This is a genomic window from Paenibacillus sp. J22P15, assembly GCF_056269345.1.
Map to the genome: position 1 here is coordinate 299,231 of NZ_JBWDNT010000004.1, position 17,006 is coordinate 316,236.

Sequence of the window (17,006 nt, forward strand, 5' to 3'; positions counted from 1 at the left end):
TCGATGGGTGAATATGATGACGATAATAAATTATTGTTGGATAATCGAGATCGATCAGAACGTTCAAGCCATCCAGTTGTGGGGACAGATAGCTTGATTGATGCGAATGAAGAAATGGCTGCTGATTTTGCAGTCAGCAATCCTGTAGTACATGCGGGGCGGAGAGAAGACCGGTATGAGGAAAGTGAAGAGCGAGTAGATGCCCATTCGGGCGGCTATGCGCTAGGCTGGGTAGCGCTTGTATTTGCAATTGCGTCTTGGTTCATATGGCCAGTATTGATGGGTGCTACTGCAGCCGTACTTGGCTATATGGCTTACCGACAAGGCGCACGCGGGCTTGGCGGTTGGTCTATGGCGATCGGAGCTATTGCTTTAGCATTAAATTTAATCATCGTACCTCTTTATTACGCAATAACCTAACACACAAAAAAATGTCCGATACGCAGCAACAACGTTTCTTTGGAATTAATCACTCATAATAATAAAAAAATGACCATCCAATTGCTTTGAAATTGGATGGTCATTTTGCATTAAGAAGTACATATGGTTATCCATTTCGATCTTAGTATGTTCATGCGAGCTGGATTACGTTTATTTGAGTGCTTGCTCACGATGCTTCTGCACCTCTACATTCAAAGCAAGCATCTCTCGATCGAGCAAATGAATCATGTCGGCAGAGCCTTTGAGCTGCTGCTGTATGTGTGGCGGAATTTGTTCATTAAATTTATAATAGATCTTATGCTCGAGACTAGCCCAGAAATCCATGGCGATCGTACGAATTTGTATTTCAACGAGAACATTTTCTGTACGGTCTGTTAGAAACACAGGTATTTCAATAAGTAAATGAATACTCTGATAGCCATTGGGCTTCGGATTAATCACGTAGTCCTTCAGCTCAACGACACGAACATCACTTTGCTTGCTAATCATATCAACGATTTGATAAATGTCTGTAGAGAAGGAACAGATGACGCGAACACCGGCAATATCACGGATATGCTCTTTTGCGTCCTCAAGCGTAATCGGCAGCCCTTTGCGCTGCAGCTTCTGCATGACGCTCTCCGGCGCTTTAATTCGGGTCTTCATATGTTCGATTGGATTGTAGTCGTGAATAAATTGAAATTCTTCATTTAAAATGTTAAGTTTCGTTTCTACGGCATCAAGCGCAAATTTATAAGTTAGAAAAAAATGAGCCCATTGCTTTAATTGATTCGTCTTCATATGCAAATCACTCCTGATATAACAAATATATATATGTGTAATTAGTACGTTGAACGGTTTCGACAAGGTGAGAATCGTTGTATTATTATAATGGTCGATATTATATGCCAAGTCAAATTTTATAGCCAGCTCAAATGTAAACTGATGGGAGAGTTAACAATGATGATAGACATCCAGAACGTTTCATGGGAACAAAACAATAATAAAATACTGCAGCATATAAATTGGAAAGTGCGTAAAGGTGAGCATTGGAGTCTGCTTGGTCTTAACGGCTCCGGGAAAACAACGCTGTTGAATATGATCAATGGTTATATATGGCCATCCGATGGCAGCATGTCGGTACTTGACAATAAATTTGGTGAATTTGATTTACGCGAGCTTCGTAAAAGTATTGGCTGGGTGAGCACATCGCTGCAGCAGAAGCTGTATGGATCTGAGACTGCAATAAAAACGGTACTTAGCGGCAAGTTTGCCACCATTGGATTATATGATCAAACGGATTCGGAGGATTTGAGCCAAGCTGAAGCTTTAATGAGGTCGCTTGGATGTACGGCCTTTATGGACCGTTCATATAACACGTTGTCACAAGGAGAAAAGCAGCGTGTATTAATTGCAAGAGCGCTAATGGCTTCGCCAAAGCTGCTAATATTAGATGAGCCGTGTACGGGTCTCGATGTATTTGCACGCGAGCAGCTGCTGCAAATGGTTGCTGCTGTAGCTTCGGGGGAGAATGCTCCAACCGTTATCTATGTTACCCATCATGTGGAAGAGATTTTACCTTGCTTTACAAAAACATTGTTAATTAAGGACGGGGAAGTATTTGCGGCTAATAACACCTCTGATGTACTGACATCTGAAGTGATGAGTAAGTTTTTTGGAGTAGCAGTAGATATCGAGCGGCGTGAGGGGCGAAACTGGCTATCTGTTAAGGGCGACTTATGGAATTAGTGCTGCAAGAACCGCAGCTGCAGCCAGAGCCTCCGAAATCGAGCAGATTGAAAAAAACGAAAACTTGGTTAAGCAGTCGATATGTGCTGAGGAATGAACGAGACCACTATGTATCACGTATAGCTACTGGGAGCACAGCGTTATTCGCTTCATTTGCTATAGTGACTGCAGCGTTAGGCATGCCAACAGGATTAGGTACAGCTATTGATATACTTATTTTTTTGATTCTTAATATTGCCGCTATGAGTATATCAGCGATATTGTTATCATTCGTATTTAATATGATGTATATACCGATTCCAAGAAGATTTGCAGCAGTATGGACATACGCGACAATAGAGACATACTTGATTTTATATTTTGCCGAGCTGGGCATTCTCATGTCGGCTATTATAGCGCTAGCTTTCACGGTAACAGGCGCTGTTGCAGGATTCCTAATGGGCGGCCTTTCGAAAATGAAAATAAAGCGCTGGGGCAAGTTAGTCCTAGTGCTTGGAACAGCCTCAGCTGCAGCTGTGGGATATGTGGTCGTTGATTGGCCTGGTTACGCAGTAGAGTCACAAAGAGCGGATGTACAATTGGATGTTAATTCCGATCATGTGACGACGATGACTGCTGCGAATCCAGCAGAGCTCGGGGCATTGAATTTTCAAACGTTCAGTTATGGAAGCGGCCTGGACAAGCATAGAGTGATTTTTGGAGATGAGGTTGATGTTACGTCATCTGTGGTTGATGCTTCAGCATATATTTCGAAGTGGTCAGCACTGAAAACGAGGTTTTGGGGATTCGATGAGCATGCTTTGCCTTTGAATGGCCGTGTATGGATGCCGGAGGGTCAAGGACCTTTTCCGATTACACTCATCGTTCATGGCAATCATCTCATGGAGGATTTCTCTGATGCGGGTTATCGTTATTTAGGAGAGCTGCTTGCTAGTCAAGGGATAATAGCTGTTTCAGTGGATGAAAATTTCTTGAACTATTCCGTGTGGTCAGGTATTCCGAATAATGATATGAAGGTGCGAGCTTGGGTACTCCTTAAGCATTTGCAGCAAATTAAAACGTTCAGTGAAGAAGAAGGAAATCCCTTCAGCGGACATGTAGATATCAAACGGGTCGCTTTGATCGGACATTCCAGGGGTGGACAAGCCGTTGCTATGGCAGCTGATGCAGATCGATGGTTTAAAGAAGATAAATCATTGGAAAGTCTAAACGAGATTGATATCGAATCTGTAGTTGCAATAGCACCAACGGATAAGCAAGTTGATGATAAATCTGCTCGCTTGACTGATGTTAATTATTTGACGCTTCAAGGTGCGAGAGATGCTGATGTGAACAATTTTTATGGTGATCGCCAGTACAGCAGAACGAAGTTTGAAGAGCGATCAGATCAATTTAAGGCAGCTTTGTATATTGCGGATGCCAATCATAGTCAGTTCAATTCAGACTGGGGAAGAATGGATGAGCGTCCACCTGGAGGTTTGTTCTTAAATCGAAGAAATTTGTTGAAAGCTGCCGAACAGCGTCAAATTTCCAAGGTGTATGTATCAGCTTTCTTGCAAGCAACCTTGCTCGGAGAAACGGGCTACAGGCCTCTTTTTGAAGATTATCGATCTGGATTAGCTTGGCTGCCGGATACCGCTTATTCAAATCGTTATGAATCTTCCGAGTTCAATGAGATTACTCGGTATGACGACGGAAGGCAAAAAAATGCGCTTAAGGGCGGCGGCAAAGCCAGTGTTACAGGAATGACGGAGTGGAAAATTGCTTCTGCTGAGGACCGTGACGGGAAAAGTAAAGGTACGAAAGGGATCGAGCTTGCATGGTCTGAGCCTGGTGCGGAGTATGCACTCGATATTACTGCAAAAACGAACGAGGAAACTGCCGCACTAGCGGATGGCAACCTAGTATTCTCGATGGCAAATCTTGAGCGTGATTTGATCGAAAAAGAAGAAAAGGCAGCATCGTCAAATGATGCTGTAGCGGAGCCCGAGCAGCCGCCGCTTCCAATCATTGAAATCGAACTGACTACGACTGAGGGGGAGAGCCGAGAACTGGTGCTGGACGAGGTTATGCCGGTGGCTCCGCCAACATACACAGCGTTTATGTCAATTCCGTGGCTGGAGGAACGCGTAAAGGAGGAAAAATATAAGGAGTCTACTGAACCTGTATTTCAAACCTATATGCTGCCGCTTGAGCTATTCAGTTCTGACGTATTATCGATCAAAGCAGATGAGATTAGCCGAATTACGTTTCGTTTCGTCAATGGCCCAGGTAAAGTAATGCTTGATGATATCGGATTTATGTCATAAGTAAGGATAAAATAAGAAAGCGGGATGCCTGGCAGAAGGCATCCCGCTTTTACAGCTTTATATGAATATGCAGCGTCCTTGGCTTATGAAATAGCTTAGCTCGCTGCGCTTTCCTTTTCATCTTTAAAGGTAAAGCTTCTTGCTGCGTATAAGAATGGTGTTGAACAAATCGATACGATAAATTTAATGACATAAGTCGACAGAAAAATGGAGAGCCAAAGCTTGCTGTCGTATCCTGGCGCACCTGCGAAAGCAATGGTGCAAAAAATAAAAGTATCAACAAGCTGACTGACTGCAGTGCTTCCATTATTGCGAATCCAAAGCTGATTCGGAGCAGGGCACAATCGCTTTAATGTCGAATAAATTTTGACGTCTAGGAATTGGCTGACAAAATAAGCACATAAACTCGCTAAAGCAATTCGTGGCATTAACCCGAATAAGGTTTCCATAGCGCCTTGAACCTGAAGCGGGAACTCTTCGTTTAAAGGATTAAACAGAAGTGCCATTTGCATAATAATGGTCGTAGTGATAAGTGTAAAGAAACCGAACCAAACCGCTTTTTTGGCTGCTTTCTCACCATACTTCTCATTAAGTAGGTCTGAGGCTAAATAAATTGTGCCGTACATCGTGTTGCCGAGCGTAATTGCAATGATCATGCCGAAAGCGTGGATGTCGATTGTTTTCACAACTTGAATGTTAGCTAGCACTGTCGCCATGCCGATCCAAGCATAAATGCCGATCCGACCAAAAAAACGATAGGAAAGAAGAAATAACGAAAAATGCACGAGCATGAAGATCGCACCGAACCATAAATTAAACATATTGCATGTTTCCTCCTAGTTTTGTTAACGCGGGAGTTTTCGAACCGCGAATAGTATGACTGATGTGTATGTTGACTTGTTTTTCTGCCTTTGTCATTATAAACGCTTCTATGGAGCGGGGCAATAACTTTTCAAAGCTGTATCAATTGGACGACAGAAGATGGTAAAATGGATGATACGTTTTAAAACATGGTATGCCAAAGACTTGGTTAACCTTACTAATAAGCTAAGGGGTGGTATTGTGACTAATTCTAATGATCAGCTGGAGCAAGAGCAGCAGCGTGTAAAAGAAGTGACGGATATCATTCGCACTCGCATAGAACAATTTAGCGGTCAAATTAGCGGTATGCGCGAGGATATCGTTGATATTCGGCGTAATTTCTGGGATGATGTAACACTTAATTTCGAGGATGTGGCTGAATCAGCAGAATCGCATGCTAGCATGAAGCAGCAAGCAGAAGTGCTCTCAGAGCGAGAAAGAAGTCATCGGCACGCGGAAGAACAGCTGAAAACACTTTATAAGCTGGAGCATTCCCCTTATTTCGGAAGAATTGATGTGCAAGAGGAAGGCCAAGCGGAATCAGAGGCGATCTATTTAGGTGTAGGCTCTCTGCTGGATGAAAGTTGCGATGAGTACCTGATCTACGATTGGCGCGCGCCTGTATCAAGTCTTTATTACGATTATGGTCCTGGACCTGTGAAATATGAAACACCAAGCGGGTCAATCGCGGGCGATATGTCGCTCAAGCGTCAATTTATAATACGTGATGCCCAAATTCGCAGCATGTTTGATACAGGCGTCACAATCGGTGATGAGCTGCTTCAGGAAGTACTAGGCAAGCAGTCTGATGCCCAAATGAAGAGCATTGTAGCTACGATTCAGCGTGAGCAAAACCGTATTATTCGTAATGAAAGTGCAAGACTTCTCATCGTACAAGGCGCTGCCGGAAGCGGGAAAACATCTGCAGCTCTCCAACGTGTTGCCTATCTGCTTTACCGTTATCGCGGTTGGTTAAATGCCAATCAAATCGTTTTGTTTTCTCCTAATCCAATGTTCAACAGTTATGTGGCAACGGTGCTGCCTGAGCTTGGCGAGCAAAATATGCAGCAAACGACGTATCAGCAGTATTTGGAGCACCGACTAGGCCAAACGTTTGCGCTGGAAGACCCTTTCTCACAGATGGAATATACGCTGGCAGCTGTTGAGGAACAAGGCTATGATGCTAGGATTGCTGCTATTACTTATAAATCAAGCCTCTTATTTATGCATTTAATCGATCGTTATGCAATTGAGCTAGGTGAATCGGGCCTCGCCTTTAAGTCGGTAACATTTAAGGGCCGCACCTTAATTTCAGCATCAGCAATCGCAGAGCAATTTTATTCGCATGATCGTTCAATCTCAATTGGCAATCGTATGCGCTTTACATCGGAATGGATGCTAAGAGAGCTGACGAGACTAAGCCGCGAGGAACGCGAACAGGACTGGGTTCAAGATGAGATTGAGCTGCTTGATCAAGAAGCCTATGTGAAAGCATTTGAAGATCTCGAGAAAAAGAAACATTTCGCGGGAAATTCCTTTAATGATTTTGACGCAGAAAGAGATTATTTAGCAGCAATGGTAGTGCAGCAGAAATTCAAAAAGCTCCGTAGAAGAGTGAAGCGTTTAATGTTTTTGGATGTGCCGGCCATTTATAAGCGTATATTCGAGGATGACGCGAATAGGTTAGAAATATTTGAGAAAAGTGAATATAATCTTCCTGATAAATGGAAAGAAATTAGCGAACAAACGATTGCAAAACTAGATAATAAAGAAATTTATTACGAGGATGCAACACCGTATTTGTATTTAAAGGAAAAGCTAGAAGGGTTTCAAACAAACACATTGGTTAAACATTTATTTATTGATGAAGCACAGGACTATTCACCATTTCAATATCATTATTTAAAGCGTATTTTTCCGAATTGTAAAATGAGTGTGCTCGGAGATCTAAATCAATCTATATTTGCACATGCAGTGACAGGAAATGGATTTGAGCCATTGTCGGAGCTTTACAGTGAGGAAGAAACAGAGAAGATTGTACTAACAAGAAGCTATCGCTCAACTAGACCGATTGTGGCATTTACGAGTCGGATGATTGAAGGTGGCGATCAAATTGAGGCTTTTAATCGAGACGGTGCTGAGCCAACCATAACTAAAGTGGAGAATGATATTCAGCTCGTGAGCAGCATTCAGGACCGAATTAACCAGCTGGTTATGAGTGGATATCATTCGATTGCAGTCATTTGCAAAACGGCGGAAGAAAGCAAACGTATGTATGCTTCATTGCAGTCGTACTTCCCTAAACTCCGCCTTGTGGAGAAAGAAACCGTGACGTTTGAGAAAGGGATCATTGTGATTCCTTCGTATTTAGCCAAAGGTGTCGAGTTTGATGCTGTTGTAATCAGCAATGCAAGCAATGAATATTATGGGCGTGAAAGCGAAAGAAAATTATTTTATACAGCTTGCACGAGAGCGATGCATGAGCTCCATCTTTTCCATACGAAGGAGCTCACCGCCTTTGTCCGTTAGTTTTACCTTCTAATCTCTGACCATATTTCATGAACGTCCACTTGAAGCTCCGAAGCAATCAGCTCTGCTGTGAGTCTTTGGGGCTTCAAAATTTTTCCGTTTCGCAGCTTGGAAATCGTCTGAATGGAAATCCCAGTTAAAGAGGAGAGGTAACCGACGGTTATATCTCGTTTAGCCATCCATATTCGAAGCTTCATCGAGGCTTCTATCTTGTCATCTACAGGACGCATATCCCAAATGACGAAAGCAAACTCCGATACATCTCCAAACCCATCGATAATAGGAGTGAATGAGGCGGACAATTCAAACTCGACCCCGTCCAATTTGCTCGTTCTAAGGGTAATGCTTCTTTCTTTTTTTAGCAGATGGGCTTCTTTTATAATGTTGAGTATTTTCCCATGATCTGTATCGGCAATGAATTGCAGCAGCGTTTCGTGTTGCATTTGTTGGTAAGATTCTGTCATAAAGGGAGATAGATTGTCTCTTAGAAACCAAACATGGTGATGTCTGTCTATAATTCCGCTAATCAATATTTTATTTATTTGTGATTGTTGCTCGATCCACTTGTAAGGAGTTAAATCCTCGAATATGATAAAAGCGTGGTGGTGTGTTTCATCACTGCTTCTCGGCAACGGGTGTAGATCAATCCGTACAGAAATTTTCCGTTTTAGCTTCGTATAAATAATGACTTCGCTCTTCATAACTGGGTGCCTAATGTTGATTTGATATTTATGTAGCAAATAGCTGCTCTTTTTGGATTGCAGCTCTTGAAGTGAATAACCAGATAACCTTAGAAAAGCTAGGTTCGTATCCACGATGCGTACCTCTTGATCGTTTTGGCTCATTAGAATCATCGGCTGATTCATTAATTGGAAAATCTGACTATAAATCGACAATACGGAACACTCCTCTTAAGCCCATTCCATTACCTCGTAATAAAGTAAAAGTATAAAATAGACGGACTTAACAAACAAGTCAATGATTATGAAACTTTGGCGAATGATTAAAAAGTGAAAAATGAGTTTAATTAATTAAACTTGATAGCAGTATGTATACCTATTTGGTGCATAATGTCATTAGTTGAAACTTAACCAGCTGTAACACTCTTACAGCAGACTTTATTCTAATTCGGTTTCCCGATACTATTGTAGGACAGCTAGAATGATCTAAACTTAGCAATGGTATTGTAGGAATCTATGAAAACAACTGTGTTTTTTTTCAAAACCATGTATAATGTGGTTAATGTAATTTGTTTATCGATGAATATCGTACTGGACATTGATTATCCAACAAGGGGTGAAACCAAGAATGGTTCAAACGGCACCTATCGGATTATCCATTAAAGATTTATATTTATTCAACGAAGGGAGCTCGCACCATAGTTACCGTTTTATGGGTGCTCATCTTGTCCAAATGGACGGTATAAAAGGTGTTCGCTTTACAGTGTGGGCACCGAACGCAGCAGACGTTCGTGTCATTGGGGAATTCAATAAATGGATTGGCAAGCGTCATGTTATGGTACGGATTGGTACGACGGGTATTTTTACCTTGTTTGTACCACGTATTGGTGAAGGCGAATTGTACAAATACGAGATTGTGACACCCGCAGGCAAAACGATTAGAAAGGCCGATCCGTATGCTTTTTTTGCTGAAAGGCGACCGGGAACAGCTTCCATTGTCACGGAACTTGGCGGCTATGAATGGGCAGATGAAGAATGGCAGCGTAAGAAGCGAGAGCTTCCTCCCTACACCAGTCCATTGCTCATTTATGAGGTTCATGCCGGCTCGTGGAAAATCAAAGGCAAAGAGGATTATTATACGTATGAGGAACTGGCAGACGATTTGATTCCTTATACAGCTGAAATGGGCTATACGCATATCGAGCTTATGCCACTTTCAGAACATCCATTAGATCAATCCTGGGGCTACCAAATTACAGGCTTTTATGGAGCAACGAGTCGTTATGGCTCACCGAAGCAGCTAATGAAATTTGTGGACAAATGCCATCAATTTGGAATCGGTGTAATTTTGGACTGGGTGCCTGGACATTTTTGCAAGGATGATCATGGCTTGCGTCTTTTTGATGGGACGCCTATTTTTGAAGGTGCGGATGCCAATCGTGCGGAGAAGCCGCTTTGGGGAACGTTATCTTTTGATTTTGAGAAAAAAGAAGTTATTAGCTTTCTTATATCCAATGCAATTTATTGGATGGATTTATTCCACATTGATGGTTTGCGTGTTGATGCTGTCGCCAGCATGATCAATTTACATATGGACAAACCGCCTGAAATGTTTACATACAACTACCTCGGCGGCCCTGACAACCTAGATGCTCTCCGCTTCATAAAGAAGCTCAATGAAACAGTGTTTCATTATTACCCCGATACTTTGATGCTCGCAGAAGATTCTTCCGCATGGCCCGCTGTTACATCACCAACCTACAAAGGCGGCCTCGGATTTAATTTTAAATGGAATATGGGCTGGATGAACGATATGCTGCGCTATATGGCGCTGGATCCGGCTGCACGTCCATATCATCACCATCTCATTACTTTCTCACTCCTATATGCTTTTTCAGAAAATTACGTTCTACCGCTATCCCATGATGAAGTTGTACACGGAAAACGCTCATTGTTAAACAAAATGCCTGGCAGCTATGAAGAAAAATTCGCGCAATTACGGTTATTTTACGGGTTTTGGATGACTCATCCCGGGAAGAAGCTATTATTTATGGGCAGCGAATGGGGGCAGTTCGATGAATGGAAGGACGCCGACATGCTGGACTGGATGGTGCTTGAGTACGATTTGCATCACAGCATGCACTATTATGTGAAATCATTGAATCATATGTATCTCGATCAGCCTTCGCTTTGGGAGAGAGATAGTGAGGCGGATTGCTTCGAATGGATTGATGTAAATAATTCAGCACAATCTGTTATTTCCTTTATCCGCCGCGGCAATTCTGATTTCTCCATCGTGATTGCAAATTTCTCTAGAAATGATTACAAGCCGTTTCGTATCGGTGTTCCAGAGCCTGGTTCTTATTGCTCTTTTATAAATAGTAACGACAAGCAATATGGCGGTACGGACACACAAGTAAAGCAATGCTACAGCAGTGAAAACGTCGCTTGGCACGGTCACAATCAGAGCATTATGATTCACTTACCCCCCCTGACAATCCAGATCTTCAGCTTAGATCCGGGGACCACAATATGAGAGGGAGTTGGTGTCCATGGGCCGTAAAGAAATGATCGCTATGCTGCTTGCAGGAGGCGAAGGTAAAAGGCTGGGTGTGCTTACAAAAGATTTAGCTAAGCCAGCAGTTTATTTTGGCGGAAAATACAGAATTATTGATTTTACGCTAAGTAATTGTGTACATTCTGGAATTGATACCGTAGGCGTTCTAACGCAATATCAGCCGCTAGAACTCAATCGTTATCTTGGCATTGGCAGTCCTTGGGGACTTGACCGCCGTGATGGAGGCATGACGATATTGCCGCCGTTTATGAAGCAAAAGGGCGGTGTATGGTACAAAGGCACAGCGAACGCCATTTATCAAAATATCTCTTTCATCGAACCTTACAATCCTGAATATGTACTCATTATTTCAGGCGATCACATTTATAAAATGGACTATGATCTGATGCTCGAGCACCATAAGAGATCCGGTGCCGATGTGACGATTGCAGGAATCGAGGTCGATTGGAAAGAAGCGAGCCGTTTTGGTGTCATGCACATCGACGATGAGGATCGAATTACTTCCTTTGAGGAAAAACCGAAAAACCCAACGAGCAACATCGCTTCAATGGGTGTATATATTTTCACATGGTCCGAGCTGCAAAAGTATCTGATCTATGATGAGGCAAGCCGCACCTCTAGCCATGATTTTGGCAAGGATCTCATTCCTGCCATGATGAGAGACGGAAAAAATTTGCATTCATATCCGTTCAAGGGTTATTGGAAGGATGTTGGAACAATCGAGAGCCTCTGGGAAGCGAACATGGATTTACTTGCCGATGAGCCGTCTCTGGAGCTTGCAGATTCCGATTGGCGCATTTATTCCGTTAGTCCAAATCAACCAGCTCAGCATATTGGAGCAAGTGCGGAGGTATCTTCTGCTTTGATTACAGAAGGCTGTATGATCGAAGGCATTGTTGATCGATCCGTATTGTTCTATGGTGTAAAGGCTGAAAAAAACTCTGTCATTACAGAATCAGTCGTCATGCCTAACGTAAGAATAGGCGAAGGGGCGCGAATATATAGAGCTATCATTGGTGAAGGTGCAGTCATTCAAGCGGGCGTAACGATTGGAAGTCCGGATGATGATACCATTACTGTTATCGCAGTCGATCAATATGTGACGAATGAACATTTGCTGCAGGAGGTGGAGCACTCATGAAGCACAAAGTCATGGGCGTCATTAATTTAATTCATGAAACTGATGAGCTTGAGCATTTAACACAGGGTCGCTGCCTTGCTACAGTTCCCTTTGGTGCTCGCTATCGATTAATAGATTTTGTATTATCTAACATGGTGAACTCAGGAATATCGAAGGTAGCCGTGTTTGCTCATACGAAATATCGCTCTCTGATGGATCATCTAGGCTCAGGCAAGCATTGGGATTTGCAGCATCGACAAAGCGGATTATTCGTGCTCCCGCCCGTAACCGACGATATTCAGGAGATTAGTCGTGGGGATTTATACCATTTCTATCAGCAGCGTGATTATTTTAATCGTTCATCTTTAGATTATGTCGTTATTACACGCAGCCATATGGTGTGCAATATCGATTTCGAGAAGGTCATCGATTTTCATTTGGAGCGCGAAGCTGACATCACAGTTGTATGCAAGCAGCAGGCGGATTTATTAACGGGCAAGGCTCGTAAAGTAAAGATGAATGAGGAAGGCCGTATTGTCGCTATTCAGGATCATTATGGGCGCATGACTAGTGATATTAACTCTATGGAAATGTACATCATGCGCAAAGAGCTGCTTATGGAGCTGGTAGAGACTTCACTCGCGCAAGGTCATGATCATTTAGTTAGGCAAGCTATATTTTCTAGGTTAGATCAGCTTAATGTATATGGATACATGTATGAGGGTTACTTGGGTGTGGTTAACACACTCAGCAGTTATTACCGCAATAATATGAATTTGCTTAAACCGGACGTTTGGAAGGAACTATTCTACCAGCCGGGATCGATTTTTACAAAAGTAAAGGATGAACCTCCTGCCCGGTATTTGGGGAATTCTAAAGTTACGAATTCGCTTATTGCAAACGGCTGCCGCATTGAAGGTACGGTTGTGAACAGCATTATATTCCGAGGCGTACACATTCAAAAAGGTGCTGTAGTCAGCAATAGCATCGTTATGCAAAATGGAGTTATTGGCGAAAATAGCTTTTTGCAGCATAGTATTTTGGACAAAGATGTCCGCGTCGAACCAGATCGTGATATTAGGGGAGCAGCCAGCTCGCCATTCTTAGCTGGTAAACGCAAAATTATTTAATGTAAGTTATCGTTTATTTGATCATATTCTATTATTTTGCCGCGAAAAATGCGATATGCCACGATCGGGAATCGGTAATCGATTCCAATTGGGTTCATACATTGCTGATGCGGCGTCCATGTGAAAGGAGAATCCTATGAACATTTTGTTCGCAACCTCAGAAGCGGTGCCTCTTGCGAAGACAGGTGGACTCGCCGACGTTGCAGGGGCGCTCCCTAAGGCGCTGAATAAGCGGGGCGTTGATACCAGAGTTGTAATGCCGAAATATGTACAAATTCCTGCTGCTCTTGTTGGCCAATTCGAGCAGGTTGCACATTTTACTGTATCAGTAGGCTGGCGTAATCAGTACTGCGGTTTGCTTAGAGCTGAGCTGGACGGTATTACTTATTATTTAATTGATAACGAGTTTTATTTTAAGAGAGATGGCCTCTATGGTTACGGGGATGATGCTGAAAGATTTGTCTTCTTCTGCTTAGCAGTGATGGAAGCTGTGCGTTATATGGATTTCCATCCTGACATCGTTCATTGTCATGATTGGCAAACCGGACTCATCCCTTTTCTCTTAAAAACGAGATACTACTTCGACCCTGCTTGGGCCTATACCAAATCGGTCTTTACGATTCATAACTTGAGATATCAAGGTTTATTTGGCATCGAGCTCCTGAAGGATTTGCTTGGCGCCGGAGATGACATGTTTCTTACTGACAGCTTGGAGTTTCACGGAGCAGGCAGCTGTATGAAGGGCGGTCTCGTCTATGCCGATAAACTGACGACGGTCAGCGGTACGTATGCGGAAGAAATTCAGACCGAATATTTCGGGGAAAAGCTGGATTCGCTGCTTCGATATCGTTCAGGTGATTTGATCGGCATTGTGAATGGCATCGATGATGAATTGTTTGATCCCATGAATGACGCGGCACTTACTATTCCATATCGCAACGCATTGAATCGCAAACGAAAAAATAAAGTGGAGCTGCAGCGCGAGTTAGGGCTTCCGCAATCGGAAGATATTCCGCTTATCGGAATTGTCTCCCGTTTGGTGGAGCAGAAAGGCTTTGATTTAATTAGAGCTACATTCGAAGAGCTGCTTCAAGAAGACGTTCAATTTGTAGTATTAGGAGCCGGCGATGGGCAATATGAGCATTTTTTCAATGATGCAGCATATCGCCATCCCGATAAGGTTGCCGTATGGATCGGTTATGATGACAGACTTGCACGCCGAATATATGCAGGCTCGGACATGTTTGCAATGCCTTCACAGTTCGAGCCGTGCGGTCTAAGTCAACTTCTTGCACTGCGCTATCGTTCCGTTCCAATTGTTCGGGAGACAGGCGGACTAAAGGACACGGTACAAGCCTATAACGAATATACTGGCGAAGGTAACGGCTTCAGCTTCACAAATTACAATGCACACGACTATATGTATACCGTGCGAAGAGCTTTGGCTCTTTATCGTAATCAGGAAGTCTGGAAGCAAATCGTGAGTAATGGCAGCAATGAGGATTACAGCTGGAATCGGTCTGCCAAAGCCTATATATCCGTTTACTCACAACTTTTAGCGCATGGGAAGGAGAAGGAATCATGGCCCGTCATCTTGTAATCGGCAACGGAAAGATGCTCTTAAATTTAGATCAACATTGTTATATTCGGGATATTTATTATCCATTCGTGGGTCAGTTAAACCATGTAGGCGGACAGTACTGCCGCTTAGGCATTTGGGTTGAAGGTGCCTTTAGCTGGCTGGATGAGCCGGGGTGGAAGTTTGATCTTGATTATCTTGAGGATTCTTTAGTTACGAATATTACGGCTAAACACGATGGATTAGGCATCGAGCTTAATATGAATGACGGGATTCATCAGCGAGAATGTATTTACATTAAACGGGTAGTTATTCGAAACAAAACAAATGATACGAAAGAGGTACGTTTGTTTTTTCACCAAGATTTGATGATTGACGGTACGGAGGTTGGTGATACCGCCGTTTATTATCCAGAGAATCATACCTTGTATCATTACAAGCGTAATAATTATTTCATGTTCAATGGTTTCTCGGATGAAGGCGGCATGACCCAATATTCAACGGGCATAAAGAGATTTCAATCCGCTGAAGGAACATGGCGTGACGCGGAGGACGGCGTGCTTATGGGCAATTCCATTGCACAAGGTTCTGTTGATAGTACGATCAGCTTCCGCACAGTCGTACCTCCTAACAGCGATAAAACGATTTATTATTGGATGTCTATTGGTCAGAACCTAGAAGAAGTGAAAGAGCTGAACCACTATGTGCAGGAGAATCATCCGGAGAAGCTGCTTAGCCGAATAGTGATTTACTGGAAGCATTGGCTTCGCAGAGCAGAGTCAGATCTTGGTGATTTGCCGCATGATGTGGTTAAGATGTTCAAACAAAGCTTGCTTCTCGTAAGGACGCAGGTGGATGAGCGAGGAGCGATATTGGCTGCGAATGATACCGATATTTTGCAATATAACCGGGATCATTACAGCTATATGTGGCCGCGCGACGGCGCTCTTATTGCTGACGCTATGTCCATGGCGGGGTATCAGAGCGTGATTTCTCCATTTTTCCATTTCTGTGCACAAGCCTTGTCACCTGAAGGTTATTTGTATCATAAATACAATCCAGACGGTACGGTTGGCTCCAGCTGGCATCCTTATATCGTGCAGGGCAGCAGACGATTGCCTATTCAAGAGGATGAAACCGCACTTGTGTTGTTTGCTCTATGGAAGGACTACTCACGCAACCAAATCATTGAGCTGCCGCAGTCATTATATAGCAACCTTATTCGGAAGGCTGCTACTTTTTTAACCTCATATATGGAGCCTTCCTTGTCGTTGCCGAAGCCTAGCTACGATTTGTGGGAGGAGCGCTACGGCATCTGGACCTACACCGCGGCATCCGTATACGGCGGTTTGATGGCTGCTTCATTCTTCACGGATCTATTCGGTGATTATGAGCGCAGTGATCTTTACAAGAGCACTGCTGAAAAGATCAAACATGGAATTATAACGAATCTGTGGGATGAAGAAACCGGACGATTCGCAAGAGGACTGATTCAGAAGGATAATCGTTGGGTGAAGGATATGACGCTTGAGAGCAGCTTATTCGGCGTTCTGGAATTTGGGGTGCTTCCCGTTGATGATTATCGTGTTGTGCAGACGATGCATGCGATCAAGGATGGACTTCAAGTCAAAACCCACATCGGAGGAATCGCTCGTTACACGAACGATTATTATTTCCAGCAATCTGGCGAAATTGATAAGGTACCTGGAAACCCATGGATTATTTGCACGCTTTGGGTAGCTAACTTTGAGATTGATTCTGCTATAACACTTGAAGAGCTTGAGGGACCGCGCAGCACGCTGCAATGGGTTTCTGATCATGCGCTGCGTAGCGGCTTGCTGCCGGAGCAGCTTAATCCTTACGACGGCTCACCATTATCGGTAGCTCCGCTTACATGGTCGCATGCGACCGTCATTCACAGCGTGATCAAGTACGCAGAGAAATATAAACGTCTTAGAATGGAACTGGAGTCACATCAATAACTTTTGAGTGAAGCCTGAGTTGTAAATTAAAACAGCCGAGCATAATTTGCCGGCTGTTTCCTTATATCT

General features: G+C 43.3%; 12 protein-coding genes and 1 riboswitch. Of the genes, 9 read left to right on the plus strand and 3 right to left on the minus strand.

The genetic code is table 11. The features are described from left to right. The first annotated feature begins 3 nt into the window (after nucleotides 1-3). The gene (locus tag AC0YN6_RS12455; protein WP_475747159.1) at nucleotides 4-420 is read left to right on the plus strand and encodes a DUF4190 domain-containing protein; all 417 of its coding nucleotides are present in this window, start codon (nucleotides 4-6) and stop codon (nucleotides 418-420) included. Between the two features lie 171 nt (nucleotides 421-591). Here the strand turns inward: AC0YN6_RS12455 and AC0YN6_RS12460 are convergent, their stop codons facing one another. Beyond that, nucleotides 592-1,221, minus strand: a complete 630-nt coding sequence (locus tag AC0YN6_RS12460) for a GTP pyrophosphokinase (RefSeq protein ID WP_475747160.1) — start codon at nucleotides 1,219-1,221, stop codon at nucleotides 592-594. Between the two features lie 159 nt (nucleotides 1,222-1,380). Between AC0YN6_RS12460 and AC0YN6_RS12465 the strand changes: the two genes are divergently transcribed. Beyond that, entirely contained in the window at nucleotides 1,381-2,169 is a 789-nt protein-coding gene (locus tag AC0YN6_RS12465) for an ABC transporter ATP-binding protein (protein WP_475747161.1), read from the plus strand. Continuing rightward, nucleotides 2,160-4,478, plus strand: coding sequence for an alpha/beta hydrolase (locus AC0YN6_RS12470; protein WP_475747162.1), 2,319 nt, complete (start codon nucleotides 2,160-2,162; stop codon nucleotides 4,476-4,478). Before AC0YN6_RS12465 ends, AC0YN6_RS12470 begins: the two co-directional genes overlap by 10 nt. A 95-nt stretch (nucleotides 4,479-4,573) precedes the next feature. On the opposite strand, the gene AC0YN6_RS12475 is transcribed toward AC0YN6_RS12470, so the two are convergent. Then, nucleotides 4,574-5,299, minus strand: a complete 726-nt coding sequence (locus AC0YN6_RS12475; RefSeq protein WP_475747163.1) for a queuosine precursor transporter — start codon at nucleotides 5,297-5,299, stop codon at nucleotides 4,574-4,576. Between the two features lie 9 nt (nucleotides 5,300-5,308). After that, nucleotides 5,309-5,353, minus strand: a riboswitch (PreQ1 riboswitch). Nucleotides 5,354-5,540: 187 nt separating this feature from the next. Between AC0YN6_RS12475 and helD the strand changes: the two genes are divergently transcribed. After that, nucleotides 5,541-7,868, plus strand: coding sequence for an RNA polymerase recycling motor HelD (gene helD / locus AC0YN6_RS12480; RefSeq protein ID WP_475747164.1), 2,328 nt, complete (start codon nucleotides 5,541-5,543; stop codon nucleotides 7,866-7,868). 2 nt (nucleotides 7,869-7,870) lie between these two features. Here the strand turns inward: helD and AC0YN6_RS12485 are convergent, their stop codons facing one another. Then, nucleotides 7,871-8,764, minus strand: a complete 894-nt coding sequence (locus AC0YN6_RS12485; RefSeq protein WP_475747165.1) for a helix-turn-helix domain-containing protein — start codon at nucleotides 8,762-8,764, stop codon at nucleotides 7,871-7,873. 412 nt (nucleotides 8,765-9,176) lie between these two features. Here AC0YN6_RS12485 and glgB point away from each other — a divergent pair, with 412 nt between their 5' ends. From glgB to AC0YN6_RS12510, 5 genes are all read left to right on the plus strand, one after another. Next, the gene (gene glgB, locus AC0YN6_RS12490; protein ID WP_475747166.1) at nucleotides 9,177-11,084 is read left to right on the plus strand and encodes a 1,4-alpha-glucan branching protein GlgB; all 1,908 of its coding nucleotides are present in this window, start codon (nucleotides 9,177-9,179) and stop codon (nucleotides 11,082-11,084) included. A 16-nt stretch (nucleotides 11,085-11,100) separates the two neighbouring features. After that, nucleotides 11,101-12,267: a glucose-1-phosphate adenylyltransferase gene (locus AC0YN6_RS12495; protein WP_475747167.1), complete on the plus strand. Its 1,167-nt coding sequence runs from the start codon at nucleotides 11,101-11,103 to the stop codon at nucleotides 12,265-12,267. Beyond that, nucleotides 12,264-13,376, plus strand: coding sequence for a glucose-1-phosphate adenylyltransferase subunit GlgD (gene glgD / locus AC0YN6_RS12500; RefSeq protein ID WP_475747168.1), 1,113 nt, complete (start codon nucleotides 12,264-12,266; stop codon nucleotides 13,374-13,376). Before AC0YN6_RS12495 ends, glgD begins: the two co-directional genes overlap by 4 nt. A gap of 136 nt (nucleotides 13,377-13,512) precedes the next feature. Further along, entirely contained in the window at nucleotides 13,513-14,976 is a 1,464-nt protein-coding gene (gene glgA / locus AC0YN6_RS12505) for a glycogen synthase GlgA (protein ID WP_475747169.1), read from the plus strand. Then, on the plus strand, nucleotides 14,958-16,937 hold the full coding sequence (locus AC0YN6_RS12510) for a glycoside hydrolase family 15 protein (RefSeq protein ID WP_475747170.1): 1,980 nt from the start codon (nucleotides 14,958-14,960) through the stop codon (nucleotides 16,935-16,937). Before glgA ends, AC0YN6_RS12510 begins: the two co-directional genes overlap by 19 nt. Nucleotides 16,938-17,006 lie beyond the last annotated feature (69 nt).